This is a genomic window from Lawsonibacter asaccharolyticus (assembly GCF_022453915.1).
Lineage (GTDB): Bacteria > Bacillota > Clostridia > Oscillospirales > Oscillospiraceae > Lawsonibacter > Lawsonibacter asaccharolyticus.
Genome location: NZ_CP091870.1, coordinates 2,981,450 through 3,006,730, shown reverse-complemented (window position 1 = coordinate 3,006,730; position 25,281 = coordinate 2,981,450). Strand labels below are relative to the sequence as shown.

Sequence of the window (25,281 nt, the reverse complement as noted above, 5' to 3'; positions counted from 1 at the left end):
ACGATTCAAATTCCGCGGCGGTGGACCTCCGCCCCCAGCTTGAGATAGAAGGCGGAGAGAATGGCATCAATGCGCTGGACACACTCCGGGTCCTCCAGCGTGTCGTCCTCCAGGATGTCCCGGATGGCCCGCAGGGTCTCCAGCGCGGCGCTGTCCATGGCGGCGAGGAGCTGCGCCGGGGTCAGATGGCTCACAAAATCCCACACCACACCGCCCAGGGCGGCACAGCAGATCCCCTGGTCAACATCACCGATGGCGTCCCAAATGCTGGCCGGGTAATCGCGGTAATCACGATTCATTGCGGGTGCCCTCCTCTATCTCACAGTGGTCAAGGGCATATTCCAGGAATATGCCCACAAGCTCGTTTCGGCTCCGCCCGGTTTGGGCGGCAATGAGATCCATGCGGGAGACGATATCCTCACGGATGCGGACAGAGAAGGTGCGGCACCCATCCTCTCCCTTCAAGGGTTTCTGACGGATGCGCAGGATATCTCTCTCCATGGACTCACCTTCTTTCTCACATATTTTATAGCAGGAGAATCTTCCCATCAATGTTAAATGGAGTGTGAGAACGGCGGTATCAAACCAATGACGGCGGATGGTGGCATCAGTATAACAGATTTGTGGTGAAACTATGACATCAGGCAGATGTCATAGTTCGGTGCTGACGGGACAAGGCTGGGTTTTCAGCACAGGGGCGGCCCCGGGAGGCGCACTCAAAGCCTTCCCCCCACAGGGGGGAAGGTGTCACGGCGGATGCCGTGACGGATGAGGGGGCTTCCCTCCGCCCCACCGTCTCCGCCTCCAAGGGATTCCGCCCTGCGGGGCGGCTTACTTTGCCCCCGGCGGCAAAGCGCCGCCGGGTGACGCTCCCGGCGGGACCACGGCTCCACATGCGTTCCGCCTGAGTCCCGCAGTCCGCTTTCCTCCGGCCCCCCGATATGGGAGACGCGGGCCCTTGGGCATGGCGCCCGCGTCCGGCGCGGGTGGTGGACCACACCCAATCCCCCCGTTTGTGCTGCCGCCGCGGGTGTGTTGAATTGGCGGGCATACCCCACGAGGGGATCGCGCCTGTCCTGGCAGAATAGGGGCGGCCGGTGGGAGACCGGCGGGCGCACGATGTGCGCCCCTACGCAGGCAATGGGAGAAGATTGCACCCCGTAGGGTCCGATGCCCCCATCGGGACACAGAAAGCGCCCTGTCCCATAGGGGACAGGGCGCTGATGGTGGAAAAAGGCCGTTCACCGCTCCTCGCGGAAGTAGTTCAGGCCCAGGGCGGCGGGCTGTCCGCTGCCCTCCCGCTTGCGGATGGAGGTGACCACCAGCACGATAGCGGTGATCAGGAAGGGGAGGGCCTTGAAGAGGTGGGAGGGGATGCTGTTGAGCCAGCCCAGAGCGTCCGGGAATGCGCCGGCCAAAGAGCCGGAGTAGATCTGAAGGGTGTTGAAGAAGCCAAAGACCAGGGTGCCCAGGATGGCATACAGGGGGTTCCAGTTGGCGAAGATGACCAGGGCGATGGCGATCCAGCCGTAGCCGTTGATCCAGCAGTTGGAGCCCTCGAAGGAGCCGCCCATGTTCAGTGCCATATAGAAGCCGCCCAGCCCCATGATGCCGGAGCCCAGGATCAGGTGGACGTACTTATACAGCAGGATGTTGACGCCCACCGAGTCGGCAGCGCCGGGGTTCTCCCCCACGGAGCGCAGGCGCAGGCCGGTCTTGGTGCAGGTGAGGTACCACCACACCGCCGCCGCCACCAGGATGCCCAGATAGACCAGGATGTTGTGGGAAAACAGGGCCTTGCCCACCACCGGGATGGAGGAGAGCAGGGGGATCTCCCGGGCGGAGAAGCCGCTGACCAGGGCGTCGGCGCTTGTCATGACGGGCCAGCGGTCCCCCAGGCCCTTGCCGATGAAGAAGTAGAGGCCCAGGCCGAAGGTGGTGATGGTCAGGCCGGTGACGTTCTGGTTGGCCTGGAGGGAGACGGTGAGCAGGGCAAACAGGGCCCCGCACAGGCCGGCGGCCAGAAAGGAGACCAGCAGGCCCACCAGCAGGCTGTTGGCCATACAGCCTGCCAGGTAGCCGAAGATGGCGCCGATGGCCATGGTGCCCTCCACGCCCAGATTCAGGCTGCCAGCCTTCTCGGTGACGATCTCGCCCACTGTGCCGTAGAGCAGGGGGATGTTCACCAGCACGATGTTGAACAGGAAGAGGGTCAATACGTCGATGGATGCGTTCATTTGGACACCTCCTTGGGGGCTGCGGCGCGCCGCGCCAGACGGAAGCGGGTGAAGAAGTCCGCGGCCAGGACGGCGAACAGGATGATGCCCTGGATCAGGTCCGCGAAGTTGGCGTCGATGGAGGAATAGGTGGTGCTGGCAGCCTGACAGCCGAACTGGAGCACTGTGATGAGCAGGGCGGTGATGACGATGCCCACCGTGTTCAGCTTGGCCAGCCAGGCCACCACGATGCCGGTCCAGCCCACATCGTTGGTGACGGAGGTGGACAGGGTGCCGGCGGAGGAGACATAGAAGGCGCCGGCCAGGCCGATGAGGGCAGCGGACAGGAAGATGGTGCGCACCACGATCCGCCCCACCTTCATGCCCGCATAGCGGGCGGTGTTGGGGCTGTCCCCCACCACGGCGATCTCATAGCCGTGCTTGGTGTACTTCAGATAGCCGAAGAGGAGCACGCACAGGACGATGGCGATGATCAGGGACAGGTTCAGGTTGAAGGGGCCCAGGGGGAAGGTGATCATGTCCGCGTTGTCGGGGAAGCCGGCGAACTTGGGTCGGGCGGAATCGGGGTCCAGGAAGAAGTTCCAGCCAGCCTTGGTCTCCCCCAGGAACTGGAGGAGATAGAGAGCGATGTAGTTGAGCATCAGGGTGAGCAGGGTCTCGTTGGTGTTGTAGCGCACCTTCAGCAGGGCCACGATCAGGCCGTACAGGCCGCCGCCCAGGATGCCGCACAGGGCCATGACCAGCACCACCAGGGGCTGGGGCAGGACCGGGCCCAGCTTGTGGGCGGCCGCGGCGGCACAGATGGCGCCCATGATGAACTGCCCCTCTCCGCCGATGTTCCAGAAGCGCATCCGGAAGGCCAGCGACAGGGCCAGGGAGGTGATGAGCAGGGGGACAAAGAGCTTGACGAAGTTCTCCACGATGCGCCAGGGGAATTTGTTGCCCGGGATGCCCATGGTCACCATCTTCTGGTAGAAGGTGAGGGGGTCCACATCCATGGAGGAGAGGAGGGCCGCGCCGATGAGCAGGGCGATGACCACCGCCGCCACATAGGCCAGGGCCTGGCGGACGGGGCTGGACGACTCCCGCTTGACCACGCGGAAGAGCGGTTCTTTCCGGTTCATTGGTCCACCTCCTCGATCAGAGTGTCCCGGGCAATGCCCGCGGGCTTGTCCTCATACTTGCGGGTCAGGTCCAGGGCGCCGGTCATCATCAGGCCCAGCTCCTCCTTGGTGACCTTGTGGGCGTGGACTACGCCCATCACTCTGCCGTGGCAGAGGACCATGATCTTGTCGCACAGGGCCATCATCACGTCCAGGTCCTCGCCCACGAACAGGATGCCCACGCCGGACTTCTTCTGCTCGTTGAGAATGTGGTAAATAGCATAGGAAGAGTTGATGTCCAGGCCGCGGACAGGATAGGCGGTGACGATGACGTTGGGGCCGGCCTTGATCTCGCGGCCCAGCAGCACCTTTTGCACGTTGCCGCCGGACAGGCGGCGCACCGGGGTCTCGGTGGAGGGGGTGACCACCTCCAGCTCCTGGATGACGTGTTCCGCCTCCGCCCGGCCCCGCTTCCGGTCCACAAAGATGCCCTTGCCGTCGCTGTATGTTTTCAGCAGCATGTTGTCCGTGATGGACAGGGAGGGGGCCAGGCCCATGCCCAGCCGGTCCTCCGGGATGAAGGACATGGAGATGCCCTTGTCCAGGATCGCCTTGGGGGAGAGGCCCACGATGTTCTCCCCCTTGTGGATCATCTGGCCGCCCTCGATGGGCCGCAGGCCGGCGATGGCCTCACACAGCTCCTTCTGGCCGCAGCCCGCGATGCCGGCCACGCCCAGGATCTCGCCGCCCCGGATATAGAAGTTCACCCGGTCGATGGCCACGGCACCCTCGTCGCTGCGGATGGTCAGGTCCCGGATCTCCAGCAGGGGGCGGGTCTTTTCCACCACGGGGCGCTCGATGTTCAGGTCCACCTTGTGGCCCACCATGAACTCGGTGAGCTGCTGCTCATCGGTCTGGGCGGTGTCTACGGTGGTGATGTACTCCCCCTTGCGGAGGATGGAGACCCGGTCGGAGATCTCCAGCACCTCGTTGAGCTTGTGGGTGATGATGATGATGGCGTGGCCCTCCGCCTTCATGCGGCGGAGCACGTCGAAGAGCTTGGCTGTCTCCTGGACGGTAAGGACGGCGGTGGGCTCGTCTAGGATGATGACCTTGGCCCCGTAGTAGAGCACCTTGATGATCTCCAGGGTCTGCTTCTCCGACACCGCCATATTGTACACCTTTTTCCGGGGGTCGATGTCAAAGCCGAACTTCCGGGCCATCTCCTGGATGACGGCGTACCGGTCCTTCTTCAGAATGGGGCCGGACTTCTCATCCCCCAGCCAGATGTTATCCGCGGCGGAAAAAATGTCCACCAGCTTGAAGTGCTGGTGCACCATGCCGATGCCCAGCCGCTTGGCGTCCTCGGGGGAATTGATGACCGCCTGCCGGCCGTTGACCAGGATGGTGCCGCTGTCCGGCTTGTAGATCCCGGACAGCATGTTCATCAGGGTGGTCTTGCCCGAGCCGTTCTCACCCAGCAGGGCCAGGATCTCCCCCTGTCTGACGTTCAGCTCCACATCCCTGTTGGCCACCACGCTGCCGAAGGTCTTGGTGATGCCCTTCATTTCGATGGCGTATTCTGTTGGCATGGCGTTCTCCCCTTTTCTCATTATCCTTGGGGACCGGCGGTCCCCTGCGGCCCTCCGCCGCCTTTGGCTGCTCCTCCCCGGTCCGGAGGCGGGTCCGGACCGGGGAGCAGGAGCCAAAAGGCCGGGCCGGCCGGCGGGGGATGCCGGCCGGCCCGGTTCAGGGTCTGCGCTGTGTCTGACGGGGGGAGGGGACTCAGCCCTCCACCACGCCGGCCACGTTGTAGTTCATGCCGCTCTTGATGACGTCGTCGGTCACGCTGGCGCCGCCGGCGGGCACGATCTCGGGGTTGGCCATCTCCACGACCTCGCCGTCCTTCAGCTCATAGCCGTCGGACATCAGGGGGGCATCCACCTGCTCCACAGCGGCGGTGCCGGCCTCGGCGTCCACGGTGATGTTCAGCTTCACGCCGGAGAACACGTCCCACTCGCCGCTGTCGATCAGCTCACGCACGGCCTCCATGGCGGCGGCGGTGCCGGGGGCAGCCACCAGCTCGTTCAGGGTGGAGGCGTCCACGAAGCCCTCGGACAGGCCGGCGTAGTAGGCGTTGCCGCCCATCTCGGTGACAAAGTTCTCGGCGCCGCCGCAGGTCATAGCGGTCTCGATGGCGGCCTGATAGTACACATCCCAGTGCCAGATGGCGGCAGTGAGGTGGGCGTTGGGGGCTTGCTCGGTCATGTCGGAGTTGTAGCCGCAGCCGAACACGTTGTTCTCGGCGGCCACCAGCTGGGGCTGGGCGGAATCGCAGTGCTGGCCGATGACGCAGCAGTCATAGGTGTCGATCAGGGCCTGGGCAGCCTGGCGCTCCAGGTTCTCGTCGCCCCAGGTGGAGATCTTGTTCACATGGACCACGGCGTCGGGGTTGACGGCCTGCACGCCCAGGGCGAAGGCGTTGATGCCGGAGCAGGTCTCGGCATACTCCCGGTTGTAGGCAGCCACGTAGCCGATGGAGTTGTTGCCCATCTCCAGGCTCTTCAGGCCGGCGGCCACGCCGGTGAGGTAGCGGGCCTGATAGATGCGGCCGAAGTAGTTGTTGAAGTTGGTGTCATTGCCCATGTAGCCGGTGGCGTGGGAGAAGATGATCTCGGGGTACTCCTCCGCCTTGTCATTCATGGCGTCGATGTAGCCGAAGGAGATGCCGAAGATGATATTGGCGCCCTGGCCGGCCAGGGTGTCGATGGCGTTGGAGACGGCGGTGTAATCCTCCGCCACGTTGTCCACGATGAGCAGCTGGCTGGCGGGGTCCAGGCCCAGGTTCTCCATAGCCTTGGTGATGCCGCTGTGGTGCTGGAAGGTGTAGCCGGCGGTGTCGTTCTGACCGTTGATGTAGATGGCGCCCACCTTGAAGTCGGCGGTGTCAGCGGGGGTGCTGGAGGCGGCCGGAGCAGAGCTGGTGCCGGCGGGGGTGCTGGTGCCGGCGGAGCTGGAGCTGCCGCCGCCGCAGGCGGCCAGGGACAGCGTCATGGCGGCGGCCATGACAAAGGCAAGAAGCTTCTTCATGAATGTGTTTTCCTCCTTAAAAGATCATGTGCAGGAGCCGGACGGGTCCCGCACAAATATATTAAAACCGGGCGAGCCGGTTTTAATCGAAGGGCGATTCAATTCTGGGGACGGCGGGCTCAGTCCACGAACTCCACGCCGGTCTCCTCATTCATGGACTTGACGCGGGCCAGGGACTCCAGCCGGATGCCTCGGGCGCGGATCATGTCGCCGCCGGGCTGGAAGGCTTTCTCGATGACGATGCCGGCCCCTACCAGAGTGGCGCCGGCGTCCTCCACCAGCTTGGACAGGCCCATCAGGGCGGCGCCGTTGGCCAGAAAGTCATCGATGATGAGCACCCGGTCGCCGGGGCCCAGGAACTCCTTGGCCACGATGATGTCATAGACCCGGCCGTGGGTGAAGGACTCCACCTTGGCGGTGTAGACCTCGCCGGCGATGTTCTTGGTCTGGCTTTTCTTGGCGAAGATCACCGGGCAGTCGAAGTATTGGGCCGTGATGCAGGCAATGCCGATGCCGGAAGCCTCGATGGTGAGGATCTTGTTGATCTGGCAGTCCGCGAAGCGGCGCTTAAACTCCCTGCCGATCTCGGCGAAGAGCTTGATGTCCATCTGGTGGTTCAGGAAGCTGTCCACCTTCAGCACGTCGGTCCCCTTTACCTTGCCGTCCCGGCGGATACGCTCTTTCAAAAGCTCCATAGCTTGTCCCATCCCTCTTTTTCAAGTTCCGATACAGATTCATTTTATCGAAAAAAGAAGGGTCCCGCAACGATTTCTTTCATTTTTTCGACCGGCGATTTCCACAAAAAGATGGAGCGAAAAATGAGGAAATCAATCGAAGTGCTGAAGCGTGCCGGCGAGACCAGAGGAGATGAGCCGATCGGCCAGGCGGGCCAGCGCCTCCTCTGCCTGAGGAAAGCCCTGAAGGGCCCAGGAGCGGGCCATGCCCACCGCCCCGGCGATGACGAACTCCAGACAGTAGTTGGGGCCGTCCAGACTGCCCAGGGGGTAGATGCCCTGCCACTCCCGCAGGCAGCGGGCATAGATCATGGCGTCCAGCCGGCGGAAGAAGTCGCCCTCCCCCCATGCGCCCATCAGGGCCAGGCACAGCTGGCTGTTGCTCCGCACGAAGCGGAACACGTCCACCAGGATGGGGGTCAGCTCGTCCCGGAGCAGGTGGGGCGGATAGGCATCCAGCAGCCGCCCCAGCTCGTCGAAGAGCTCGTTTTCCACCTGTTCCAGCATGTGGTAGATGTTTTGATAGTGGCTGTAAAAGGTCCCGCGGTTCACATCGGCCCGCTCAGTCAGCTCCCGGACAGTGATCTCCTCCACCGGCTTTTCCTGGAGCAGCTGGATCAGGGCCTGCCGCAGCTGGGCCTTGGACCTGCGGACCCTCCGGTCCTGGCGCTGTTCCGCCATGGACGCACCTCCCCCGTTTTTCGACACAGAGGACAGAGCCTGTCGGATTTTCCACAGAAGCCGCCCTTTTGCCCATTGCAATCCTCTGTTATCCCCTATTATAATAAAAAATACAAGATATTCAACACCTGTTTTATAACGGACAACAGGAGGGATGACCTATGGCCTATATCTCCCTTCAGCATGTGGGGAAACGGTATCAGATGGGGGAGATCACCATCACCGCAGTGGACGACATCTCCTTTGAGATTGAGAAAGGACAGTTCGCCGTCATCGTGGGGCCCTCCGGTGCGGGCAAGACCACGGTGCTGAACATCCTGGGGGGGATGGACGCCTGTGACAGCGGGGCTATCAGGGTGGACGGCCAGGAGATCAGCGGCTATGGGGCCCGACAGCTCACCACATACCGCCGATATGACATCGGCTTCGTGTTCCAGTTCTACAACCTGGTGCAGAATCTGACGGCCCTGGAAAATGTAGAGCTGGCCGCCCAGATCTGCCGGGACCCCCTGGACGCGGAGGAGGTGCTGCGCCATGTGGGGCTGGGGGAGCGGCTGAACAACTTTCCTGCCCAGCTCTCCGGAGGGGAGCAGCAGCGGGTGGCCATTGCCCGGGCGCTGGCCAAAAACCCCAAGCTGCTGCTGTGCGACGAGCCCACGGGGGCACTGGACTATGTCACCGGCAAGTCTATCCTGAAGCTGCTCCAGGACACCTGCCGCCAGCAGGGCATGACGGTGGTGGTCATCACCCACAACAGCGCCATAGCCCCCATGGCAGACCAGGTGATCCACGTGAAGAACGGGCGGGTGGAGCGCATCGACCACAACGACCGCCCGGTCCCCGTGGAGACCATTGAGTGGTAATGCCTCTACAAAATGCGATTTTCCGAAGAAAAAATACAAAAAGGAGAGGAGGAGAACAGCCCATGTCCCGAAAAAAAGCCCCCAGCCGCCTGCTGACCGACGCGGTCCGGGAGGTTCGGAACACCCGCAGCCGCTTCCTCTCCCTGCTGGTCCTCTCCGCCCTGGCGGTGTGCTTCCTGGCCGGACTGCGGGCCACTGCCCCCGACATGAAGGAGACCGGTGACCTGTATTTTGATCAGCAGCGGCTGATGGACCTGCGGGTGGTCTCCACCCTGGGCCTGACGGAGGAGGATGTGGAGCTGCTGGCCCGGCAGGAGGGGGTGGAGGAAGCCGAGGGGGCCTACACCATCGACGCAGCTGTCCCCCTGAAGGATCAGGAGATGATCGTAAAGGTTCACTCCTTTGCAGAGGAGGGGTCCAACCGCCCCCGGCTGGTAGAGGGGCGGCTGCCCCGGAAAGCGGGGGAGTGCCTGGTGGAGCCCCTGTTTCTGGAGAAGTCGGGCCTGTCCATCGGGGACACCATCCGCCTGGACACCGGGACCGGCGACTTTGAGGACGCCCTGGCCCGGCGGGAATTCACCATCGTGGGAACGGCGGATTCCCCTCTGTATATCTCCGTGGAGCGGGGTTCTTCCTCTCTGGGGACGGGGGCGGTCTCAGCCTTTGTTCTGCTGCCGCAGGCGGCCTTTTCCCTGGACTACTACACCGACGCCTACCTTCAGGCGGAGGGGGCGGAGGAGCTGTTGTGTTACAGTGAGGACTACACCGAGCTGGTGAACAGCCTTTCCGACGCCCTGGAGCCTCTGGCGGAGGAGCGCTCCGCCCTGCGGGGGGAGTCCATCCGGGAAGAGGCCGAGCAGGCCCTGGCGGACGCCCGGCGGGAGCTGTCTGACGGGGAGGCGGAGGTGTCTCAGGAGCTCTCCGAGGGGGAGGCGGAGCTGACGGATGCCCGGCGGGAGCTGGATGACGGCTGGGCGGAGTACTATGACGGGCTGAACACCTTTGAACAGGAAACCGCCGATGCCCAGCGGGAGATCGACGACGGGGAGGCGGAGCTGGCGGACGCTCTGACTGAGCTGCGGGACGGGGAGCAGGAGTACCAGGATGCCCTGCCCGAGCTGGAGGATGCCCGCCGGGAGGTGGCGGACGCCCGGCAGGAGCTGGCGGACGCCCGGGCGGAGCTGGACGAGGGCTGGGCGGAGTACCGCAAGGGGTACGCCAAATATGAATACGGCCTGGCCGCCTACACCGAGGGGATGGCCCAGTATGAGCAGGGGCTGGCGGGCGTGGAGCAGATGCGCGCCGGGGCCCAGCAGGCCCGCCAGGGGGCGGCCCAGGCCCAGCAGGGGGCGGTCCAGGCCCAGCAGGGGGCCGCCCAGGCCGGTGCGGCGGCCCAGCAGTATGCGGCCCAGGCCCAGCAGGCCGCAGCCATGGGAAATCTGCTGCTGGCCCAGCAGCTTCAAGCCCAGGCCCAGCAGTACGAGGCCCAGGCCCAGCAGCTGACGGCTCAGGCTCAGCAGCTCCAGGCCCAGGCGGCCCAGGCCCTGGCCCAGGCGGAGGCACTGGAGGTCCAGGCCGTCCAGGTGGAGGCCCAGCTGTCCGCCGGGCTGCCCCGGCTCCAGTCCAGCGCCCTGGAGCTCAACGCCTCCCTGGGGCTGCTGACCCAGGCCAAGCGGGAGCTGGACGACGGGGAGGCGGAGTACGCCGACGGCGCGGCCCGGCTGGCGGATGGGGAGCAGGAGCTCGCCGACGGGGAGCGGGAGCTGGCGGATGCCAGGCAGGGGCTGGACGAGGGCTGGCAGGAGTACCGGGACGGCCAGGCGGAACTGGCGGACGCCCGGGAGACCCTGGAGCGGGAGTCGGCGGACGGCCGGGCGGAGCTGGCGGATGCCCTGACTGAGCTGCAGAACGGCGAGGCGGAGTATGCCGACGGCCTGGCCGACTATGAGGAGGGGAAGGCGGAGGCGGAGCAGGAGCTGGCGGACGCCCGCAAGGAGCTGGAGCAGGCCCGGCGGGACCTGGATGCCTTGGAGGACTGCTCCTGGTATCTCCTGGGACGGGGCACCAACACCGGCTACGCCAGCTATGAGATGGATGCCGACCGGATGGGCAGTCTGGCGGCGGTGTTCCCCCTGATCTTCTTCCTGGTGGCGGCCCTGGTGTGCCTGACCACCATGACCCGGATGGTGGAGGAGCAGCGGATCACCATCGGCGGGATGAAGGCCCTGGGCTACTCCAAGGGGGCCATCGCGGTGAAATATGTGGGCTACGGCTTCCTGGCCAGCGCGGCGGGGGCGGCCCTGGGGCTGGCAGTGGGGCTGACCCTGCTGCCCTGGATCATCTGCAACGCCTGGGCCATCCTCTACACAGTGGGGGAGATCCAGTACGGCTTTTACCCCGCTACCTCCCTGCTGGCCTGCGGGGCCGCGGTGGGGACGGTGACCCTCTCCGCCCTGGCGGCCTGCTTCTCCACCCTGGCAGCGGTGCCGGCGGAGCTGATGCGGCCCAAGGCACCCCCCATGGGCAAGCGCATCCTGCTGGAGCGGATCGCCCCCCTGTGGCGGCGGCTGTCCTTCAACTACAAGATCACCCTGCGCAACCTGTTCCGCTATCAGCGCCGCTTCTGGATGACGGTGGTGGGCATCGGCGGCTGCGCTGCTCTGATCGTCACCGCCTTCGGCCTGCGGGGCTCCATTTTCGACGTGATGGACAGGCAGTACGACGAGATCTACCGCTATACCGCCCAGATCGGGCTGGTGGACCGAGTGACCCCCGGCGAGCTGGCGGAGGTGACCGGGGCGCTGGAGCGGTCCGAGCTGGTGAGCGGATGGCTGGTGAGCCGCTCGGAGACGGCCTCCGCCGAGACGGAGCGGTACACGGTGGACTGCACGGTGGAGGTGGTGCCCAGCCAGGAGGCGCTGGCCCCCTTCGTCTCCCTGCGCCACCGGACGGACAGCGTGCCGGTGCTCCTGCCTGACGACGGAGTGGTCCTGACGGAGAAGCTGGCCTCTCTGCTGGGGGTGTCGGCGGGGGACACCTTCACTCTGGACGGGGACAGCCGGGTCCAGGTACGGGTGGCGGATGTCACGGAGCACTATATCATGCACTATGTCTACATGACCGACGCCTACTACCAGACCCTGTATGGCCAGCCGCCGGAGGAGAACCAGGTGCTGGCGGCCTACCCCGCTGAAGGGGCGGAGGCCCTGGACGCGGAGCTGGTGGGGCTGGACGGCGTCACCACCCTGTCCCAGGTGGCGGCCACCCGGGAGGTATTCACCTCCAGTCTGGAGAGCGTGGACTACGCCGTGGTCCTCATCATCGTGTGCGCCGCGGCCCTGGCCTTCGTGGTGCTCTACAACCTGACCAACATCAACATCACCGAGCGGATGCGGGAGCTGGCCACCCTGAAGGTGCTGGGCTTCTACGACGGCGAGCTGTCCGCCTATATCTACCGGGAGAACGTGATCCTCACGGTGTTCGGCGTGGCCCTGGGGATGGGGATGGGGAAGCTGCTCCACCAGTGGCTGGTGCTGACAGTGGAGATCGACCTGCTCATGTTCGGGCGGACACTGGCCCTGTCCAGCTATCTCTACGCCGGGGTACTCACCGCCGTCTTCTCCCTGGTGGTCAATCTGGCGGCCCACCGGAAGCTGAAAAAGCTGGATATGGTGGAGTCGCTGAAGACAGTGGAATGAACAGCAGCAGCGCCGCCCGATGGGCGGCGCTGAGAGGGTCGAAAAAGTGGCAAGGCCACTTTTTCGAGAAAGATGTAGTCTGCCGCGCGCAGGGTTTGTCCGCCGCAGGCGGACAAACCCCGCACTTGCAGCCTGAGAGGTGTTTTCCCCGACGCACATGTCGCCGGGGAAAACAGATCAGAACTGGATTCGCGCCTGCGGGCGCGAACTTTGCGAGGCTTGTTCGTAAACTGATTAGCACCGCCCGTAGGGCACAGCTGCTCAGCTTGCGGATCAGGCGGCCCCGCGATTAGGGCAGGAAACTCAGCTCCAGGCCCCGGAAGGCGGCGTAGGCCCCCGCCTCACGCTCCAGGGCCCGACGCGCTCCAGGAGAGAGGGGCTCCCACAGGGACAGGGAGAACTCTAGTCGTCCCTGTACCGCTTTTCCGGTCCAGATGCCGGCCACGCGCCCATCCTTCAGAACGGCGCCGGGGTTGGAGACTGTCCGCCAGACCTGGCGCTGGCGGGCGGGGTCCTCCAGGGCCAGGGCTCGGTCCCGCAGGTCCAGATAGGGGTCGTGGGGCCCCAGCAGGATCAGGCGGCCGGGCTGCTCCGGCGGAGCGGTGAGGCTGTCCCGGTCCCGGATCAGGGCCCAGCGGGTCCGGCCCAGCACCCGGACCGGTTCCATCTCCTCTGCGGCGGCGGACCAGAGCCGCTTCGCCTGTTGGGGAGAGCTGCCCAGCCAGGCCTGGAGATCGGCGGGGGCGGCGGGGCCGTAGCAGTGGAGAAATCTCCGCACCAGCTCCGCCTCCCCCTGAGGGCAGGGGGAGGGCTCCCGGCCCAGCCAGCGGCGGAAGGAGGTAAAGGTGGGACTGTTCTCCTCCCGGCGGCCGAACACCACCAGAGAGGCAAAGGAGCAGGGGCGGAGGAGAAAGGAGACAGCGGCGCCTCCCACGGTCTGCCTGTCAGGGCGGCCGTACATGGAGGGGGAGTCCCACAGGGCCCGCTGTTCCGGCGGGAGCTGCTCCCCGACCCGGTCAGCCAGCAGCTGGTCCAGGGCCTCCTTGCTGCGGACGGTGGTCCCGTCCAGGCAGCGGGCGGCCTCCCGCACCCGGGCGTGGGCCTCGTCGAAGGACATGCCGACAAAGTCCAGGGCCGCGGTGATCCCCCGGGTGTAGATCCAGGGACACTCCCCCTCCCGGGCCAGAAGGGGGGAGAGAAAGACGCCGCTCTCCCCGGCGGGAAAGACCAGGGGCACGCCCCGGATGCTCCAGGCCTGGAGCAGGGCCCGGTCCCGGTACAGGGCGTCTCGGAGGAGGGGGAGGGAACAGCCCTCCAGGCGCTGGAAGAGGGCAGTCTCCCACCCGCCGGGCGGGGAGTTCTGGAGCCCGCAGGCCCCCGCAACCTCCAGTATCCGGCTGGCGGGATACCGGCGGTCCAGATGGTGGGCCCGCAGCCGGTGGGCGCGGACCTGTTCCGGGGTGATGTCCATGGGAAAAGACCTCCCTTGTCTCGTCGTTGGTCCCATTATACCCCGGAGGAGGCAAAAAAGCAAAAAAAACCGGCCCGCTCTGCGGGCCGGGAAAAGAAGTGGGGATTCAGCGCTCCAGGGCGGTCCGCATGGAGGACAGGGCCCCGGTCCGCCCCAGGGCGGCAACCAGGATGCCGGCCAGAATGGCACCGGCCACAGTGGAGATGAGGAAGGGGACGATGTAGGCGTAGAAAGCCACCGTGGCGGCGTCTGCGCTGGTAAACAGAATGGCCACGGGATAGGCGGCCAGGCCGCCGATGATGCCGGTGCCGAAGACCTCCCCCACCAGGGTGGCGGGGAGGTTCCGAGTCTTCCAGAACACCAGTCCGCACAGCAGGGCGCCGCACATGCTGCCTGGGAAGGCCATGATCGTGCCAAGCCCCAGCAGGTTTCGGATCAGGCTGGCGCCGAAAGCCACCCCGACTCCGTACCAGGGGCCCAGCAGGACAGCGCACAGGACGTTGACCATATGCTGGATGGGGGCGCACTTGCTGGCCAGGACGGGGAAAGTGAACAGGCTGCCCACCACCGCCACGGCGCACAGAATGCCGGCAATGGCCAGCTTTTTGGTGTTGCTCTGATTCATGGGAAAGTGCTCCTTTCAAAATGGATGGGGAAACACACAAAAGCAGACAGCGTCTCCCCTTTTTCCGGCCCCGAGGGGCCACAAATCGGGTCCCGGAAGGACAGACAGGGTCCTCCCTGGGTTCGGTCGGGGCTTACTGGCCCCCTCTCACGCCGGAACACGGCTTCCCATCGCTGCTGTATGCGGCCCGGGCACAGGGCGCTCCCCCTCTGCCCGCTCCCGGCCAGGCCGGGGCGCCGATGTGTCTCCTCACGCTCCCTTCGGAAAGGATCAAAAGACGGGGTGCCCGGTGGGCACCCCGTCTGGTCACGGCCAGCATGACTCCCTACGGTGGCATGACCCACATCAGGTGAAGGGTCGAAGCGCTCAGCTTCCTCTCAGCCCGCTGCCGCAGGCTCCCCTGTCTTTTGCAACTGTATTATGGGCCCGGAGGCCCGGTTTGTCAAGAAAAATTTTCGGACCCTGGCGCGGCGGACCCTGGAGGGAAGGAGAAGGCCGTCTGTCAGACCTCCCGCTGTCCCTCTAGGATCTCCATGAACTCCCGCCCGGTGATGGTCTCGTGCTCATAGAGGTACTGGGCCAGCTGGTGGAGCTTTTCCTCGTTGGTTTTCAGCAGGTCCATGGCCTTCTGGTACTGGGTGTCCACCATCTCCGTCACCTTCCGGTCGATGCGGGCCTGGGTCCCCGGGGAGCAGGCCAGGGCAGCATCCCCGCCCAGGTACTGGTTGCTCACCGTCTCAAAGGCCACGAAGCCGAACTCGTCGCTCATACCGAAGCGGGAGATCATGGACCGGGCCAGCTTGGTGGCCTGCTCGATGTCGTTGGAGGCCCCGGTGGTGATGGAGTGGAAGACCAGCTCTTCGGCGGCCCGGCCGCCGGTATAGGTGGCGATCTTGTTCAGCAGCTCATCCTTAGACATGAGGAAATGGTCGCCGTCGTCCACCTGGAGAGTATAGCCCAGCGCGCCGGAGGTGCGGGGAATGATGGTGATCTTCTGCACCGGGGCGGAGTGGGTCTGGAGGGCGGCTACCAGGGCGTGGCCCGTCTCGTGGTAGGCCACGATCTTCTTCTCCTGGTCGGAGAGCACCCGGCTCTTCTTCTGGTATCCTGCGATGACCACCTCCACGCTCTCCTGCAAGTCCTCCTGAGTGGCGTAGGGGCGGCCTGCCCGCACCGCCCTCAGAGCGGCCTCGTTGACGATGTTGGCCAGCTCTGCGCCGGAGGCCCCGGCAGCGGTCTTGGCAATGGGTTCGAAGTCCACGTCCTCCGCCAGACGGATCTGCTTGGCGTGGACCTTCAGGATATCGATGCGGCCCTGAAGGTCGGGCAGCTCCACCGGGATGCGCCGGTCGAACCGGCCGGGGCGCAGCAGGGCGGGGTCCAGGCTGTCTGGGCGGTTGGTGGCGGCCAGCACCACCACGCCCTTGGAGCCGTCAAAGCCGTCCATCTCGGTGAGCAGCTGGTTCAGGGTCTGCTCCCGCTCGTCATTGCCGCCGATCTGGCCGTCCCGCTTCTTGCCGATGGTGTCGATCTCGTCGATGAACACGATGCAGGGGGCCTTGTCATTGGCCTGCTTGAACAGGTCCCGCACCTTGGCGGCACCCCGGCCCACGAACATCTCCACGAACTCGCTGCCGGCAATGGAGAAGAAGGGCACGTTGGCCTCGCCGGCTACCGCCTTGGCCAGCAGGGTCTTGCCGGTGCCCGGAGGGCCTACCAGCAGGGCGCCTTTGGGCAGCTTGGCGCCGATCTGGCGGTACTTCTCCGGGTCGTGGAGGAAGTCCACGATCTCGCTGAGCAGTTCCTTGGCCTCGTCCTCGCCGGCCACGTCGGCAAAGCGGATTCCAGTGGATGAGGGGACATACATCTTGGCATTAGAGCCGCCGCCCATGCCGAACATCATGCCGTCGCCGCCCATGGATTTTTTCATCCGTCTGTTGATGAACCAGCCGATGAGCAGGAAGGGGAGCAGGGGCAGGACCCAGCCCACCAGGATGGAGGTGAGCAGGCCGGGCTGGGTGTCGATCTCCTGGAACTGGGCCCCATTCTCATAGAGGCGCTGGGTCCGGTCAGGGTCGTTGGTGGCGGTGGTGCGGTAGACCTTTTCGTTGGTCTTGTCGGTAAAGGTGATCTCATCCCCCTCGATTTGGACCTGGCCCACATTCTGCTCATAGGTCATGGACATGAACTGATCGTAAGTCACATCCTGGACCGGGGTCTCCAGCATGGCGGGGAACAGGGTCAAGTTCAGCACCATCAGAATGAGCAGAGCCACCAGGTAGTAATAGACCAGAGGCTTTTTAGAGGGCTGCTTCACTTCTTTCATAGCGGTTTCCCATCCTTTTTCATCAAAATGTGTGGAATCGAATCGGACTGGCTGAGTACGGTGCGCACATTGTGCTCTATCTTCTGAGCGATCTTCTCCATCTGCTGCTGTTCCTCCAGGGTGACATCCTGGAGCAGCAGACAGAAGAACGCCTCTCCTGCCCGACGGACCTCTTCGCTGAAAGGCCGGGCAGGGGACAGGAGTCGGAGATGCTGGATCCGCCGGTCCCGGGGGTCGGGCAGCGCCTCCAGCCATCCCCGACGCACCAGACCCTCCGCCGCCCGGGAGACGGCGGATTTTTTCAGCAGCTGAGTCTCGCAGATGTCCCGGGCGGTGTCCAGGGTTTTATCACAGGAGAGCAGGAACATCACCTCTGCCTCGGTGCGGGAGAGGGACCACTCCTGAGCCAGCTCGTCCAGCATCCGGCAGTAGAGGCGGCGGAAGGGCTGGCCGGTCAGGGCGGTCTCCAAGGGGGAGAGCATAGGCACACCTCCGATAGTTCAAAAAGAAACTGTTCTGATGGGAACAGTATAGACCGGGGCGGGGGCGGCAGGGTGAATGGAGTGTAAAAAATATTTGTATAAATTATGAATTCTCCAGGCGGGACTTGCCCTTGAAAAGAGGGGAAAAGTCGGCTACAATTAGGTCCAGTGTGAGAGATCATTATCGTGAGGAAGTGAGACCTGTGTCAGAACACAGTGGATCGGGGGAGCGGACCCTGTATGACCTGACCCCCGGAGAGAGCGGGATGATCCTGTCGGTGGGCAACCAGTCCGGGGCGGTGAAGCGCCGCCTGGTGGACATGGGGCTGACTCCCGGGACTGTGGTGAAGGTGACCAAGATCGCCCCTCTGGGCGACCCCCTGGAAGTGAGCCTGCGGGGGTATGAGATGTCCCTGCGCCGGGCGGACGCGGCCCAGATCCGGATGGGACAGCCCAGGAGGACGGAGCGGGGCGGGACCGCCCGGGGTGCCATGACCCGGCACGTGACCGACCCGGAGACCGCCCGCCGCCAATTGCGGGACCACGAGCACGAGCTCCAGGAGCACGGGGGGAGCTATGACCCCACTGCCCACGACACCCGGCCCATGCGGGTGGCTTTGGCGGGCAACCCCAACTGCGGCAAGACCACCCTCTTCAACGCCTTGACCGGCTCGAACCAGTATGTGGGCAACTGGCCCGGAGTGACGGTGGAGAAGAAGGAGGGCACCGCCCGTCTGGGCGACAAGACCCTGACCATCGTGGACCTGCCGGGCATCTACTCCCTGTCTCCCTACTCCATGGAGGAGATCGTCGCCCGGGATTTCATCATCGGGGAGGCCCCTGACTGCATCATCGACATCGTGGATGCCACCAACCTGGAGCGCAACCTGTACCTTACCGTCCAGCTGCTGGAGCTGGAGCGGCCCACGGTGCTGGCCCTGAACTTTATGGACGAGGTGGCCAAACGGGGGGACCAGATTGATGTGGAGCGGCTGTCCAAGGAGCTGGGCATCCCAGTGGTCCCCATCACCGCCCGCACCGGGGAGGGGCTGGAGGAACTGCTCCACACCGCCCACCGGCAGATGCACCTGGGCTGCACCGTAGAGCCCGACGACCTGTATGACGCCTTTACCCACGACATCCACCACCGGATGGGGGAGCTGCTCCACGACTACGCCTATGCCGCCGGCCTGCCCGCCCACTGGGCCTCCATCAAGCTGCTGGAGGGGGACGAGCTGGTGGAGCGGGCACTGGCCCTGCCTGAGCCGGTGCAGGAGCAGCTGGACCGGGTGGTGGCGGAATACGAAAGCGCCAGTGACCTGGGTGACCGGGAGACCCTGGTGGCGGACAGCCGCTACCAGTACATCGAGCGGGTGGTAGCCGCCTCAGTGACCAAGGGGCAGAAGCCGGGGGAGCTGACCCTCAGCGAGAAGGTGGACAAGGTGGTGACGGGGAAATATCTGGCCCTGCCCCTGTTCCTGTGCGCCATGCTGGTGATGTTCGTCATCACCTTTGGCCCCTTCGGCTCCTGGCTGTCCAATCTGGTGGCGGCGGGCATCGACACATGCTCCGCCGCGCTGGAGGAGACTCTGCTGGGGGCGGGGGTGTCCCAGGTACTGGTGAGCCTGATCTGTGAGGGCATCATTGCCGGCGTGGGGGGCGTGCTCTCCTTCCTGCCCCAGATCGCTCTGCTGTTCTTCTTCCTGTCCTTTCTGGAGGACATCGGCTATATGTCCCGAGCGGCCTTCATCATGGACCGCCTGCTGCGGCGCTTCGGCCTGAGCGGGAAGGCGTTCATTCCCATGCTCATGGGCTTCGGCTGCTCGGTGCCCGCCATCATGGGTGCCCGGACCATGGAGAACGAGAAGGACCGGCGGATGACCATCCTGCTGGTGCCCTTTATGAGCTGCTCCGCCAAGCTGCCGGTGTACGGGCTGCTCTCCTCAGCTTTCTTTGGACCCTGGGCCGGGCTGGTGGTCTTCGGCCTGTATGTCATCGGCATGGCGGCGGGCATCCTGTCCGGCCTGCTGTTCAAGCATACCCTCTTCGCCGGGGAGCCCGCCCCCTTTGTGCTGGAGCTGCCCCCTTACCGCCTGCCCTCCCTGCACAACATGCTCACCCATGTGTGGCAGAAGGTGAAGGGCTTCCTCATCAAGGCGGGCACCCTGATCCTGCTGATGAGCATCCTGCTCTGGCTGCTCCAGTCCTTTGACTTCTCCCTGCATATGGTGGAGAACGAGGCGGACAGCATGCTGGGTGCCCTGGGCAGCGTCATCGCCCCCATTTTCAAGCCCCTGGGCTTCGGCTTCTGGCAGGCGGCGGTGGCTCTGCTCACCGGCCTGATCGCCAAGGAGATGGTGGTCAGCTCCCTGTCCATGTTCTACGCTTTCCCGCTCACTGCCACCGGCGCCCAGGTGGCGGCGGCCATGACGGGGTTCACCCCCCTGTCTGCCTTCTCTATGCTGGTGTTCATCCTGCTGTACGTCCCCTGCGTGGCGGCGGTGTCTACGCTGGCCAAGGAGATGAACAGCACGAAGTGGACCCTGTTTTCCATCGGGTGGCAGCTGGGGGTGGCATATGTGGCCTCTCTGCTGGTCTACCAGGTGGGGAGCCTGTTCCTATAATTGCTCAAGGAGAAGATGCCCATGATACGACTGATCGCGCTGGACCTGGACGGGACCCTGCTGGACCCGGCGGGCCGGATCACCCAGGCGTCCAAGGATGCCATCGCCCGGGCCCGGGCGGCGGGGGTGCGGGTGGTGCTGAATACGGGACGCCCGATCCAGGAGGCGGTTTGGTTCGCCGGGGAGGCGGGCTGCGATGCGCTGCTCTCCTGCCTGGGGGGCGCCGCCGTGGTGGACGGTGTCCGGGGGGAGACCCTGCGCCGCTGGGACATGCCGGAGGAGTCGGGCCGCCGGGCGCTGGAGCTGTGCCTGGGCCGGGAGATCGAGCTGATGATCTTTGCCGGGGAGGAGATCGTGGTGGACCCCTTTTCCAAGGAATCCCTTTCCCGGACCTACCCCTTCCCCATCTTCCACTCCGCCGCCGTGGTGGCGGAGGACCCGCGGGCCTATCTGGAGGAGAGGGGGCTGCCGCTGACCAAGGTGCACGGGGACTGGAACCAGGCCCGCTACCCCCTGGAGGAGCTGGGCGCGCTGCCCGGGGTGCAGCTGACTGCCTCCAATGACCACGACTTTGAGCTGGTGCCCGACCGGGTGGACAAGGGGCGGGCCATGGCCCTGATCGCACTGCTGTACGGCGTCCCCCTGGGGGAGACCGCCGCCGTGGGGGACAGCGACAACGACCTGTCTATGCTCCGGGCGGCGGGGCTGCCCATCGCCATGGGCAATGCCCCGGCAGCGGTGCGGGAGGCGGCCCGGCGGACCGCCCCCTCCAACCAGGAGGAGGGAGTAGCCTGGGCCATCTCCCGCTGTCTGGAGAAAAATGAGTGGGAAAGGGGAGAAAAGGGATGAATTTTGATGAATTGATCCAAAAAGAAGAGGAGGCCCTGCTCCGGGATCTGAGAGAGCTGGTCCGCATCCCCAGCGTCTCGGTCCCCGGGACGGGGCGGGCCCCCTATGGGGCGGAGTGCCGGCGGGCGCTGGACTGGTTCCTGTCCAGGGCGTCGGAGATGGGCTTCCAGACCCGGGACGTGGACGGCCACTGCGGCTGGTGTGAGTACGGGGAGGGGGAGGAGATGGTGGCTGTCCTGTGCCATCTGGATGTGGTCCCCGCCGGAGACGGGTGGCACTACCCCCCCTATGACTGTACCTGGGCGGGGGGGCGGATCTACGGCCGGGGGGTCATCGACGACAAAGGGCCCGCGGCGGCGGCCCTGTACGCCCTGAAAGCGGTGCGGGACAGCGGCGCCCCCCTGCACCGCCGGGTGCGCCTGCTGGTGGGGTGCAACGAGGAGAAGGGCTCCTCCTGTATCCGCCACTATGTGGAGGCCGGCGGAGAGATCCCAGTGATGGGCTTCACCCCGGACGGCATGTACCCCATTATCAACGGGGAGAAGGGGATCGCCGTAGTGGACTTCCGTCGGGCACTGGCCCCGTCCCCCCGGTCCATCCGCTGCATTTCCGGGGGGACCGCTCACAATGTGGTGCCTGACCGGGCCCGGGCGGAGCTGAATTGGCCGGAGGAGGAGCGGTCCGCCGCCTGCGCCCTGACGCTGGACGGCGTCCGGGTGACAGAGACAGCGGAGGGACTGCTGGTGGAGGCGGAGGGCCAGAGCGCCCACGGCTCCACCCCGGAGAAGGGGGTCAACGCCATCGGCCGCCTGCTGCTGGCCCTGAAGGAGCTGGGGCTGGATGGGGACTCGGGCCAGGCTGCCGCCTTCCTGGCGGATGTCCTGGGAGAGGAGACCCGGGGCGAGGGGCTGGGCATTGCCATGTCTGACCAGATCTCCGGGGCGCTGACGGTGAACCTGGGCATCATCCGGGGCGGCGGGGAGGAGCTGTCCCTCACCCTGGACCTGCGCTGGCCCGTCACCGCCCGGTATGAGGACTTTGCCGACAGGCTCATGGGGGCCATGGAGCGGGGCGGTTTTGCCGGGGAGCGCACCGAGGGGCAGGACAGCATCTACATGCCCCCGGAGAGCCCGCTGGTCCAGGCGCTGTCCAAGGTGTACCGGGAGCAGACCGGGCAGGAGGCGGAGCTGCTCTCCATCGGGGGCGGCACCTACGCCAAGGCATGTCCCAACCTGGTGGCCTTCGGGCCCCTGTTCCCCGGACAGGAGATGACGGAGCACCAGCCGGACGAATATATGGAAGCGGACACCCTGCTGAAAAACGCCCAGATGATGGCGGCCGCTATTTGGGAACTGGCCAGATAGTACAGAGCACCCCCCGGAGCCAAGGCTCCGGGGGGTGCTCTGCTTCCAGGGAAAAGCCTAGATTCCGGTCACGGCTGCCTGGGCTTAGGGGCGGATCTGGACAGGGTCTCCAGCACCAGCATCAGCTGCTGCCGCTGCTCCTCTGGAAAGGCACGGTACAGGGTGAGGAGCCTGACCTCATCGGCGGGGAGCTCCTGAGCGGAGACGGGCAGGTGGAGCAGCCGGTCCGCCGACACCCGGTAGAGCCGCAGCAGGGTGGTCAGGGTCTGAAGGTCCGGCTCCGCGATGTTGTTCTCATAGCCGGAGAGCGTTTTGTTGTTGATGCCGGTGAGGTTCATCACCTGGGTCTGGGTCAAGCCCCTGCGCTCCCGCGCCAGCCGCAGGGCGTATCCGAGTTCTTCCATAGCTCTGACGCTCCTTTTGCCCCTATTTTAATACAGAACAGGACGATCCCTCTGGTTATTCTTAGTAAAAAAGAAAATATTATTGACTTCTTAAAAAATAGGAATTAAAATGAAAAGGCTTATCCAGTGGACAAAATGTGGGCCAGCCACAGATTTTGCTTGACCTTCCCCCTGGGGGAAGGTGTAGAGTCAGGACTCAGGCAGATGCAGCGGAGGAGCCGGTTTAAGAAAATTTTAATTTTTCTTATGTACTGTACTTAAAGATTCTCTGATATGGTAAAAAAGAAAAGCATATGGGGCCTCTGACAGAGACTGGGGCGGGGGGACGGAATATCCGTCCGCTGCAGCCCGTACGGCGGAGAAGGATTGTGAACATTTTTTGAAACCTGGAGGGGGGCGATTGACAGAAAAATGAAGGGGGACTATACTGTGTGACAACTTGTCATGTGAGGAGGCGGGACGGGAATGCCCAGCAAGACCTTCTTCCACCTGCCCGCGGAGAAGCGGGAGCGGCTGCTGTTGGCCGCTGAGGAGGAGTTTGCCCGTGTGCCCTATGCTGAGGCGTCTATCAATCGGATGATCCGGGCAGCGGGGATTCCCCGAGGCAGCTTTTACATGTACTTTCGTGACAAGGAGGAGCTGTTCCACTACCTCCTGAAGCGGTATCAGGACGGGCTGCTCCAGCGGCTGGAGCGGGTGCTGGAGGAGCAGGGAGGCGATCTGCTCGGGGCGCTGCCCGCCCTGTTCGATGATCTGCGGGCCCAGCGGAAGCACTGGGCCGGGCTGGCCAGGATGCTCAGCCGGAACTCGGACATGCGCCTGGGCCTGCGGCTGAGCCCGCTGGATCGGCCGGACCTGGGGGAGTGGCTGGAGCGGCGGGTGGACCGGGCCAGGCTGGACCTGCGGGGGGAAGAGGACTTGATGGACATCTTCCGGATCCTGATATACATCTCGGCCACTGCCATGACACAGGCGATCTTTGAAGAGGACAGCGGTCCGGCCCGGGCGCGGCTGTGCGCCCAGCTGGACATTTTGAGACGGGGGACAGCAGCCCCGTCCGCGACCAAGACATAAAGGAGATTCAAGGTATGGAAGCAACACAGGTAAAAACGGAAGAGGCGGTCCAGGCACCGGGCAAAAAGGAACCGCCCAAGCTTAAGGTGCCCAAAAAGAAGAAAAAATGGCTCAAGCGACTGATTATCGCGGTGGTAGTGCTGGCGGCCATTTTCCTGATTTTTATCCGGCCCATGATGAGCGCCGGCCAGCAGTTCGTGGCGGGCACCTATCTGCCTGAGACAGCCCAGCGGCAGGACCTGAGAATCTCCGTGTCCAGCACCGGGACCATCACGCCCATCGACTCCTACAAGGTCTCCGCCCTGGTCAACGGGGAGATCGTGGAGGCTCCCTTTGAGGAGGGCGACTGGGTAGAGAAGGGCGCTCTGCTCTACCGTTTTGACGCAGAGGATGCCCAGAACGCGGTGCAGCAGGCCCAGCTGAGCGTAGCGCAGGCGGAGCTGGGTTACCGCACCGCTCAGGAGAGCGTGAACCCCTACTCCACTGCCAGCGGCATCGTGCAGAAGCTCTATGTCAGCGTGGGCGACCCGGTGGCGGTGGGCGACCCCATCGCGGACGTGGGGGACAACACCACCATGACGGTGGAGATCCCCTTCCACAGCGCAGACGCCGCGGGGCTGTACGTGGGCCAGACGGGCACACTGACCATTGAAGGGACGATGGAGACAGTGACCGGCACCATCGAGAGCATCTCCGGCGCCGACGAGGTGGGTGCCGGAGGCGCCTTGATCCGTCAGGTAAAGTTCCGGGTGAGCAATCCCGGCGGACTGACCGGCACCACCGCCGCCACCGCTGTGGTGGGTAGCGTGGCCTGTGCCGGAAGCGGCACCTTCAGCCAAAGCACCGGCCAGACCGTGGTGGCACAGACAGCGGGGGAGATCACCGCCCTCCATGTCACCTCCGGAAGTCCGGTGTCCTACGGCACTGTGCTGGCCACCATCGGCGGTACTGCCGCGGAGACCACCCTGGAGAACGCCCGCATCGGCGTGGAGAACGCCAAGCTGGCCCTGGACAGCCGGCTCCAGGCCCTGGAGAACTATGAGATCACCGCCCCCATCTCCGGCACCGTTATCGAGAAAAACTTCAAGGCCGGCGACAACGTGGACAGCTCCGCGGTGACCTCCGCGGGAGGGAACCTGGCAGTGCTGTATGACATGTCCACCCTGACCTTTGAAATGAAGGTGAATGAGCTGGACATCAACAACATCCAGGTGGGCCAGGAGGTAGAGATCACCGCCGACGCTCTGGAGGGTATGACCTTCAAGGGCTATGTGGACAAGATCAACATCAACGGCACCACGGCCAATGGCCGCACCACCTACCCGGTCACCGTGGTGGTGGAGGGCACACCAGAGGAGCTGAAGCCGGGCATGAACGTGTCTGCCGAGGTGCTGGTGGAGGACGCGGGCAACGTGCTGTGCGTGCCGGTAGAGGCGGTCCAGCGGGGCAACACCGTGCTGGTGGCCGGTCAGGGCGCCCTGGATGAGAGCGGCAATCTGGTGGACCCCACCAAGCTGGAGGAGCGCCCTGTCACCCTGGGCCGGAGCAGCAGCGAGTACATCGAGATCCTGGACGGCCTGGAGGAGGGCGAGACGGTCTATGTTCAGAATATCGCCTCCAACGCTATGGCCATGATGATGGGCGTGGGTGGCTGAG

Annotated in this window: 20 protein-coding genes and 1 riboswitch; of the genes, 7 read left to right on the top strand and 13 right to left on the bottom strand. The window is 64.7% G+C overall.

From position 1 onward, the window contains the following. Positions 1-5: 5 nt before the first annotated feature. The 8 genes from L9O85_RS14565 to L9O85_RS14530 all read right to left on the bottom strand — a co-directional run bounded on the left by L9O85_RS14565 (position 6) and on the right by L9O85_RS14530 (position 7,845). Positions 6-299 (bottom strand): hypothetical protein, encoded by a 294-nt coding sequence (locus L9O85_RS14565; RefSeq protein ID WP_050623145.1) that lies wholly within the window; start codon positions 297-299, stop codon positions 6-8. After that, positions 289-501, bottom strand: a complete 213-nt coding sequence (locus L9O85_RS14560) for a hypothetical protein (protein WP_050623146.1) — start codon at positions 499-501, stop codon at positions 289-291. Before L9O85_RS14560 ends, L9O85_RS14565 begins: the two co-directional genes overlap by 11 nt. A 740-nt stretch (positions 502-1,241) precedes the next feature. Then, the gene (locus L9O85_RS14555; RefSeq protein ID WP_050623147.1) at positions 1,242-2,237 is read right to left on the bottom strand and encodes an ABC transporter permease; all 996 of its coding nucleotides are present in this window, start codon (positions 2,235-2,237) and stop codon (positions 1,242-1,244) included. Continuing rightward, a complete protein-coding gene (locus tag L9O85_RS14550) occupies positions 2,234-3,361 on the bottom strand; it encodes an ABC transporter permease (RefSeq protein WP_277102973.1) in 1,128 nt (375 codons plus the stop codon). Before L9O85_RS14550 ends, L9O85_RS14555 begins: the two co-directional genes overlap by 4 nt. Beyond that, positions 3,358-4,932 (bottom strand): ABC transporter ATP-binding protein, encoded by a 1,575-nt coding sequence (locus L9O85_RS14545; RefSeq protein ID WP_301579041.1) that lies wholly within the window; start codon positions 4,930-4,932, stop codon positions 3,358-3,360. Before L9O85_RS14545 ends, L9O85_RS14550 begins: the two co-directional genes overlap by 4 nt. Positions 4,933-5,125: 193 nt before the next feature. After that, positions 5,126-6,430, bottom strand: a complete 1,305-nt coding sequence (locus tag L9O85_RS14540; protein WP_050623149.1) for a BMP family ABC transporter substrate-binding protein — start codon at positions 6,428-6,430, stop codon at positions 5,126-5,128. A 119-nt stretch (positions 6,431-6,549) separates the two neighbouring features. Beyond that, positions 6,550-7,125, bottom strand: coding sequence for a xanthine phosphoribosyltransferase (locus L9O85_RS14535; RefSeq protein WP_050623150.1), 576 nt, complete (start codon positions 7,123-7,125; stop codon positions 6,550-6,552). Between the two features lie 132 nt (positions 7,126-7,257). Beyond that, positions 7,258-7,845 (bottom strand): TetR/AcrR family transcriptional regulator, encoded by a 588-nt coding sequence (locus L9O85_RS14530; RefSeq protein ID WP_256183375.1) that lies wholly within the window; start codon positions 7,843-7,845, stop codon positions 7,258-7,260. Positions 7,846-8,006: 161 nt separating this feature from the next. On the opposite strand from L9O85_RS14530, the gene L9O85_RS14525 reads away from it, so the two are divergent. Together L9O85_RS14525 and L9O85_RS14520 are read left to right on the top strand one after the other, a co-directional pair. Continuing rightward, positions 8,007-8,708 (top strand): ABC transporter ATP-binding protein, encoded by a 702-nt coding sequence (locus L9O85_RS14525; RefSeq protein ID WP_050623152.1) that lies wholly within the window; start codon positions 8,007-8,009, stop codon positions 8,706-8,708. Between the two features lie 62 nt (positions 8,709-8,770). After that, positions 8,771-12,406 carry an ABC transporter permease gene (locus tag L9O85_RS14520; protein ID WP_301579037.1) on the top strand — a complete coding sequence of 1,212 codons (3,636 nt, stop codon included), beginning with the start codon at positions 8,771-8,773 and terminating at the stop codon, positions 12,404-12,406. Positions 12,407-12,695: 289 nt separating this feature from the next. On the opposite strand, the gene L9O85_RS14515 is transcribed toward L9O85_RS14520, so the two are convergent. From L9O85_RS14515 to L9O85_RS14500, 4 genes are all read right to left on the bottom strand, one after another. Further along, positions 12,696-13,877: a winged helix DNA-binding domain-containing protein gene (locus L9O85_RS14515; protein WP_301579034.1), complete on the bottom strand. Its 1,182-nt coding sequence runs from the start codon at positions 13,875-13,877 to the stop codon at positions 12,696-12,698. 106 nt (positions 13,878-13,983) lie between these two features. Beyond that, positions 13,984-14,502 carry an energy coupling factor transporter S component ThiW gene (gene thiW / locus L9O85_RS14510; RefSeq protein ID WP_301579032.1) on the bottom strand — a complete coding sequence of 173 codons (519 nt, stop codon included), beginning with the start codon at positions 14,500-14,502 and terminating at the stop codon, positions 13,984-13,986. A gap of 305 nt (positions 14,503-14,807) precedes the next feature. After that, positions 14,808-14,914: riboswitch (TPP riboswitch) on the bottom strand. A gap of 90 nt (positions 14,915-15,004) precedes the next feature. Beyond that, the gene (gene ftsH, locus L9O85_RS14505; RefSeq protein ID WP_301579031.1) at positions 15,005-16,828 is read right to left on the bottom strand and encodes an ATP-dependent zinc metalloprotease FtsH; all 1,824 of its coding nucleotides are present in this window, start codon (positions 16,826-16,828) and stop codon (positions 15,005-15,007) included. After that, a complete protein-coding gene (locus L9O85_RS14500) occupies positions 16,825-17,310 on the bottom strand; it encodes a MarR family winged helix-turn-helix transcriptional regulator (protein WP_050623157.1) in 486 nt (161 codons plus the stop codon). Before L9O85_RS14500 ends, ftsH begins: the two co-directional genes overlap by 4 nt. Positions 17,311-17,513: 203 nt before the next feature. On the opposite strand from L9O85_RS14500, the gene feoB reads away from it, so the two are divergent. From feoB to pepV, 3 genes are read left to right on the top strand one after another with little or no spacing between them, the layout of a single operon-like run. After that, positions 17,514-19,934, top strand: coding sequence for a ferrous iron transport protein B (gene feoB, locus L9O85_RS14495; RefSeq protein WP_050623158.1), 2,421 nt, complete (start codon positions 17,514-17,516; stop codon positions 19,932-19,934). A 21-nt stretch (positions 19,935-19,955) separates the two neighbouring features. Beyond that, complete coding sequence (locus L9O85_RS14490) at positions 19,956-20,783, top strand: Cof-type HAD-IIB family hydrolase (RefSeq protein ID WP_301579028.1); 828 nt, start codon at positions 19,956-19,958, stop codon at positions 20,781-20,783. Further along, complete coding sequence (gene pepV, locus L9O85_RS14485) at positions 20,780-22,147, top strand: dipeptidase PepV (RefSeq protein ID WP_108980297.1); 1,368 nt, start codon at positions 20,780-20,782, stop codon at positions 22,145-22,147. The genes L9O85_RS14490 and pepV overlap by 4 nt, the downstream gene beginning before the upstream one ends. A gap of 68 nt (positions 22,148-22,215) precedes the next feature. Here the strand turns inward: pepV and L9O85_RS14480 are convergent, their stop codons facing one another. After that, positions 22,216-22,551, bottom strand: coding sequence for a helix-turn-helix domain-containing protein (locus tag L9O85_RS14480; RefSeq protein ID WP_301579027.1), 336 nt, complete (start codon positions 22,549-22,551; stop codon positions 22,216-22,218). A 465-nt stretch (positions 22,552-23,016) separates the two neighbouring features. Between L9O85_RS14480 and L9O85_RS14475 the strand changes: the two genes are divergently transcribed. Together L9O85_RS14475 and L9O85_RS14470 are read left to right on the top strand one after the other, a co-directional pair. After that, complete coding sequence (locus L9O85_RS14475) at positions 23,017-23,625, top strand: TetR/AcrR family transcriptional regulator (protein ID WP_050623162.1); 609 nt, start codon at positions 23,017-23,019, stop codon at positions 23,623-23,625. A 14-nt stretch (positions 23,626-23,639) separates the two neighbouring features. After that, the gene (locus L9O85_RS14470) at positions 23,640-25,280 is read left to right on the top strand and encodes an efflux RND transporter periplasmic adaptor subunit (RefSeq protein ID WP_050623163.1); all 1,641 of its coding nucleotides are present in this window, start codon (positions 23,640-23,642) and stop codon (positions 25,278-25,280) included. Position 25,281: the final 1 nt, after the last annotated feature.

Coding starts and splice junctions, on each gene's coding strand:
- L9O85_RS14525 (WP_050623152.1), top strand. CDS start 8,007: ATGGCCTATATCTCCCTTCAGCATGTGGGGAAACGGTATCAGATGGGG.
- L9O85_RS14530 (WP_256183375.1), bottom strand. CDS start 7,845: ATGGCGGAACAGCGCCAGGACCGGAGGGTCCGCAGGTCCAAGGCCCAG.
- L9O85_RS14535 (WP_050623150.1), bottom strand. CDS start 7,125: ATGGAGCTTTTGAAAGAGCGTATCCGCCGGGACGGCAAGGTAAAGGGG.
- L9O85_RS14500 (WP_050623157.1), bottom strand. CDS start 17,310: ATGCTCTCCCCCTTGGAGACCGCCCTGACCGGCCAGCCCTTCCGCCGC.
- L9O85_RS14490 (WP_301579028.1), top strand. CDS start 19,956: ATGATACGACTGATCGCGCTGGACCTGGACGGGACCCTGCTGGACCCG.
- L9O85_RS14565 (WP_050623145.1), bottom strand. CDS start 299: ATGAATCGTGATTACCGCGATTACCCGGCCAGCATTTGGGACGCCATC.
- L9O85_RS14470 (WP_050623163.1), top strand. CDS start 23,640: ATGGAAGCAACACAGGTAAAAACGGAAGAGGCGGTCCAGGCACCGGGC.
- L9O85_RS14540 (WP_050623149.1), bottom strand. CDS start 6,430: ATGAAGAAGCTTCTTGCCTTTGTCATGGCCGCCGCCATGACGCTGTCC.
- L9O85_RS14560 (WP_050623146.1), bottom strand. CDS start 501: ATGGAGAGAGATATCCTGCGCATCCGTCAGAAACCCTTGAAGGGAGAG.
- L9O85_RS14550 (WP_277102973.1), bottom strand. CDS start 3,361: ATGAACCGGAAAGAACCGCTCTTCCGCGTGGTCAAGCGGGAGTCGTCC.
- ftsH (WP_301579031.1), bottom strand. CDS start 16,828: ATGAAAGAAGTGAAGCAGCCCTCTAAAAAGCCTCTGGTCTATTACTAC.
- L9O85_RS14475 (WP_050623162.1), top strand. CDS start 23,017: ATGCCCAGCAAGACCTTCTTCCACCTGCCCGCGGAGAAGCGGGAGCGG.
- L9O85_RS14515 (WP_301579034.1), bottom strand. CDS start 13,877: ATGGACATCACCCCGGAACAGGTCCGCGCCCACCGGCTGCGGGCCCAC.
- L9O85_RS14480 (WP_301579027.1), bottom strand. CDS start 22,551: ATGGAAGAACTCGGATACGCCCTGCGGCTGGCGCGGGAGCGCAGGGGC.
- L9O85_RS14545 (WP_301579041.1), bottom strand. CDS start 4,932: ATGCCAACAGAATACGCCATCGAAATGAAGGGCATCACCAAGACCTTC.
- pepV (WP_108980297.1), top strand. CDS start 20,780: ATGAATTTTGATGAATTGATCCAAAAAGAAGAGGAGGCCCTGCTCCGG.
- L9O85_RS14555 (WP_050623147.1), bottom strand. CDS start 2,237: ATGAACGCATCCATCGACGTATTGACCCTCTTCCTGTTCAACATCGTG.
- thiW (WP_301579032.1), bottom strand. CDS start 14,502: ATGAATCAGAGCAACACCAAAAAGCTGGCCATTGCCGGCATTCTGTGC.
- L9O85_RS14520 (WP_301579037.1), top strand. CDS start 8,771: ATGTCCCGAAAAAAAGCCCCCAGCCGCCTGCTGACCGACGCGGTCCGG.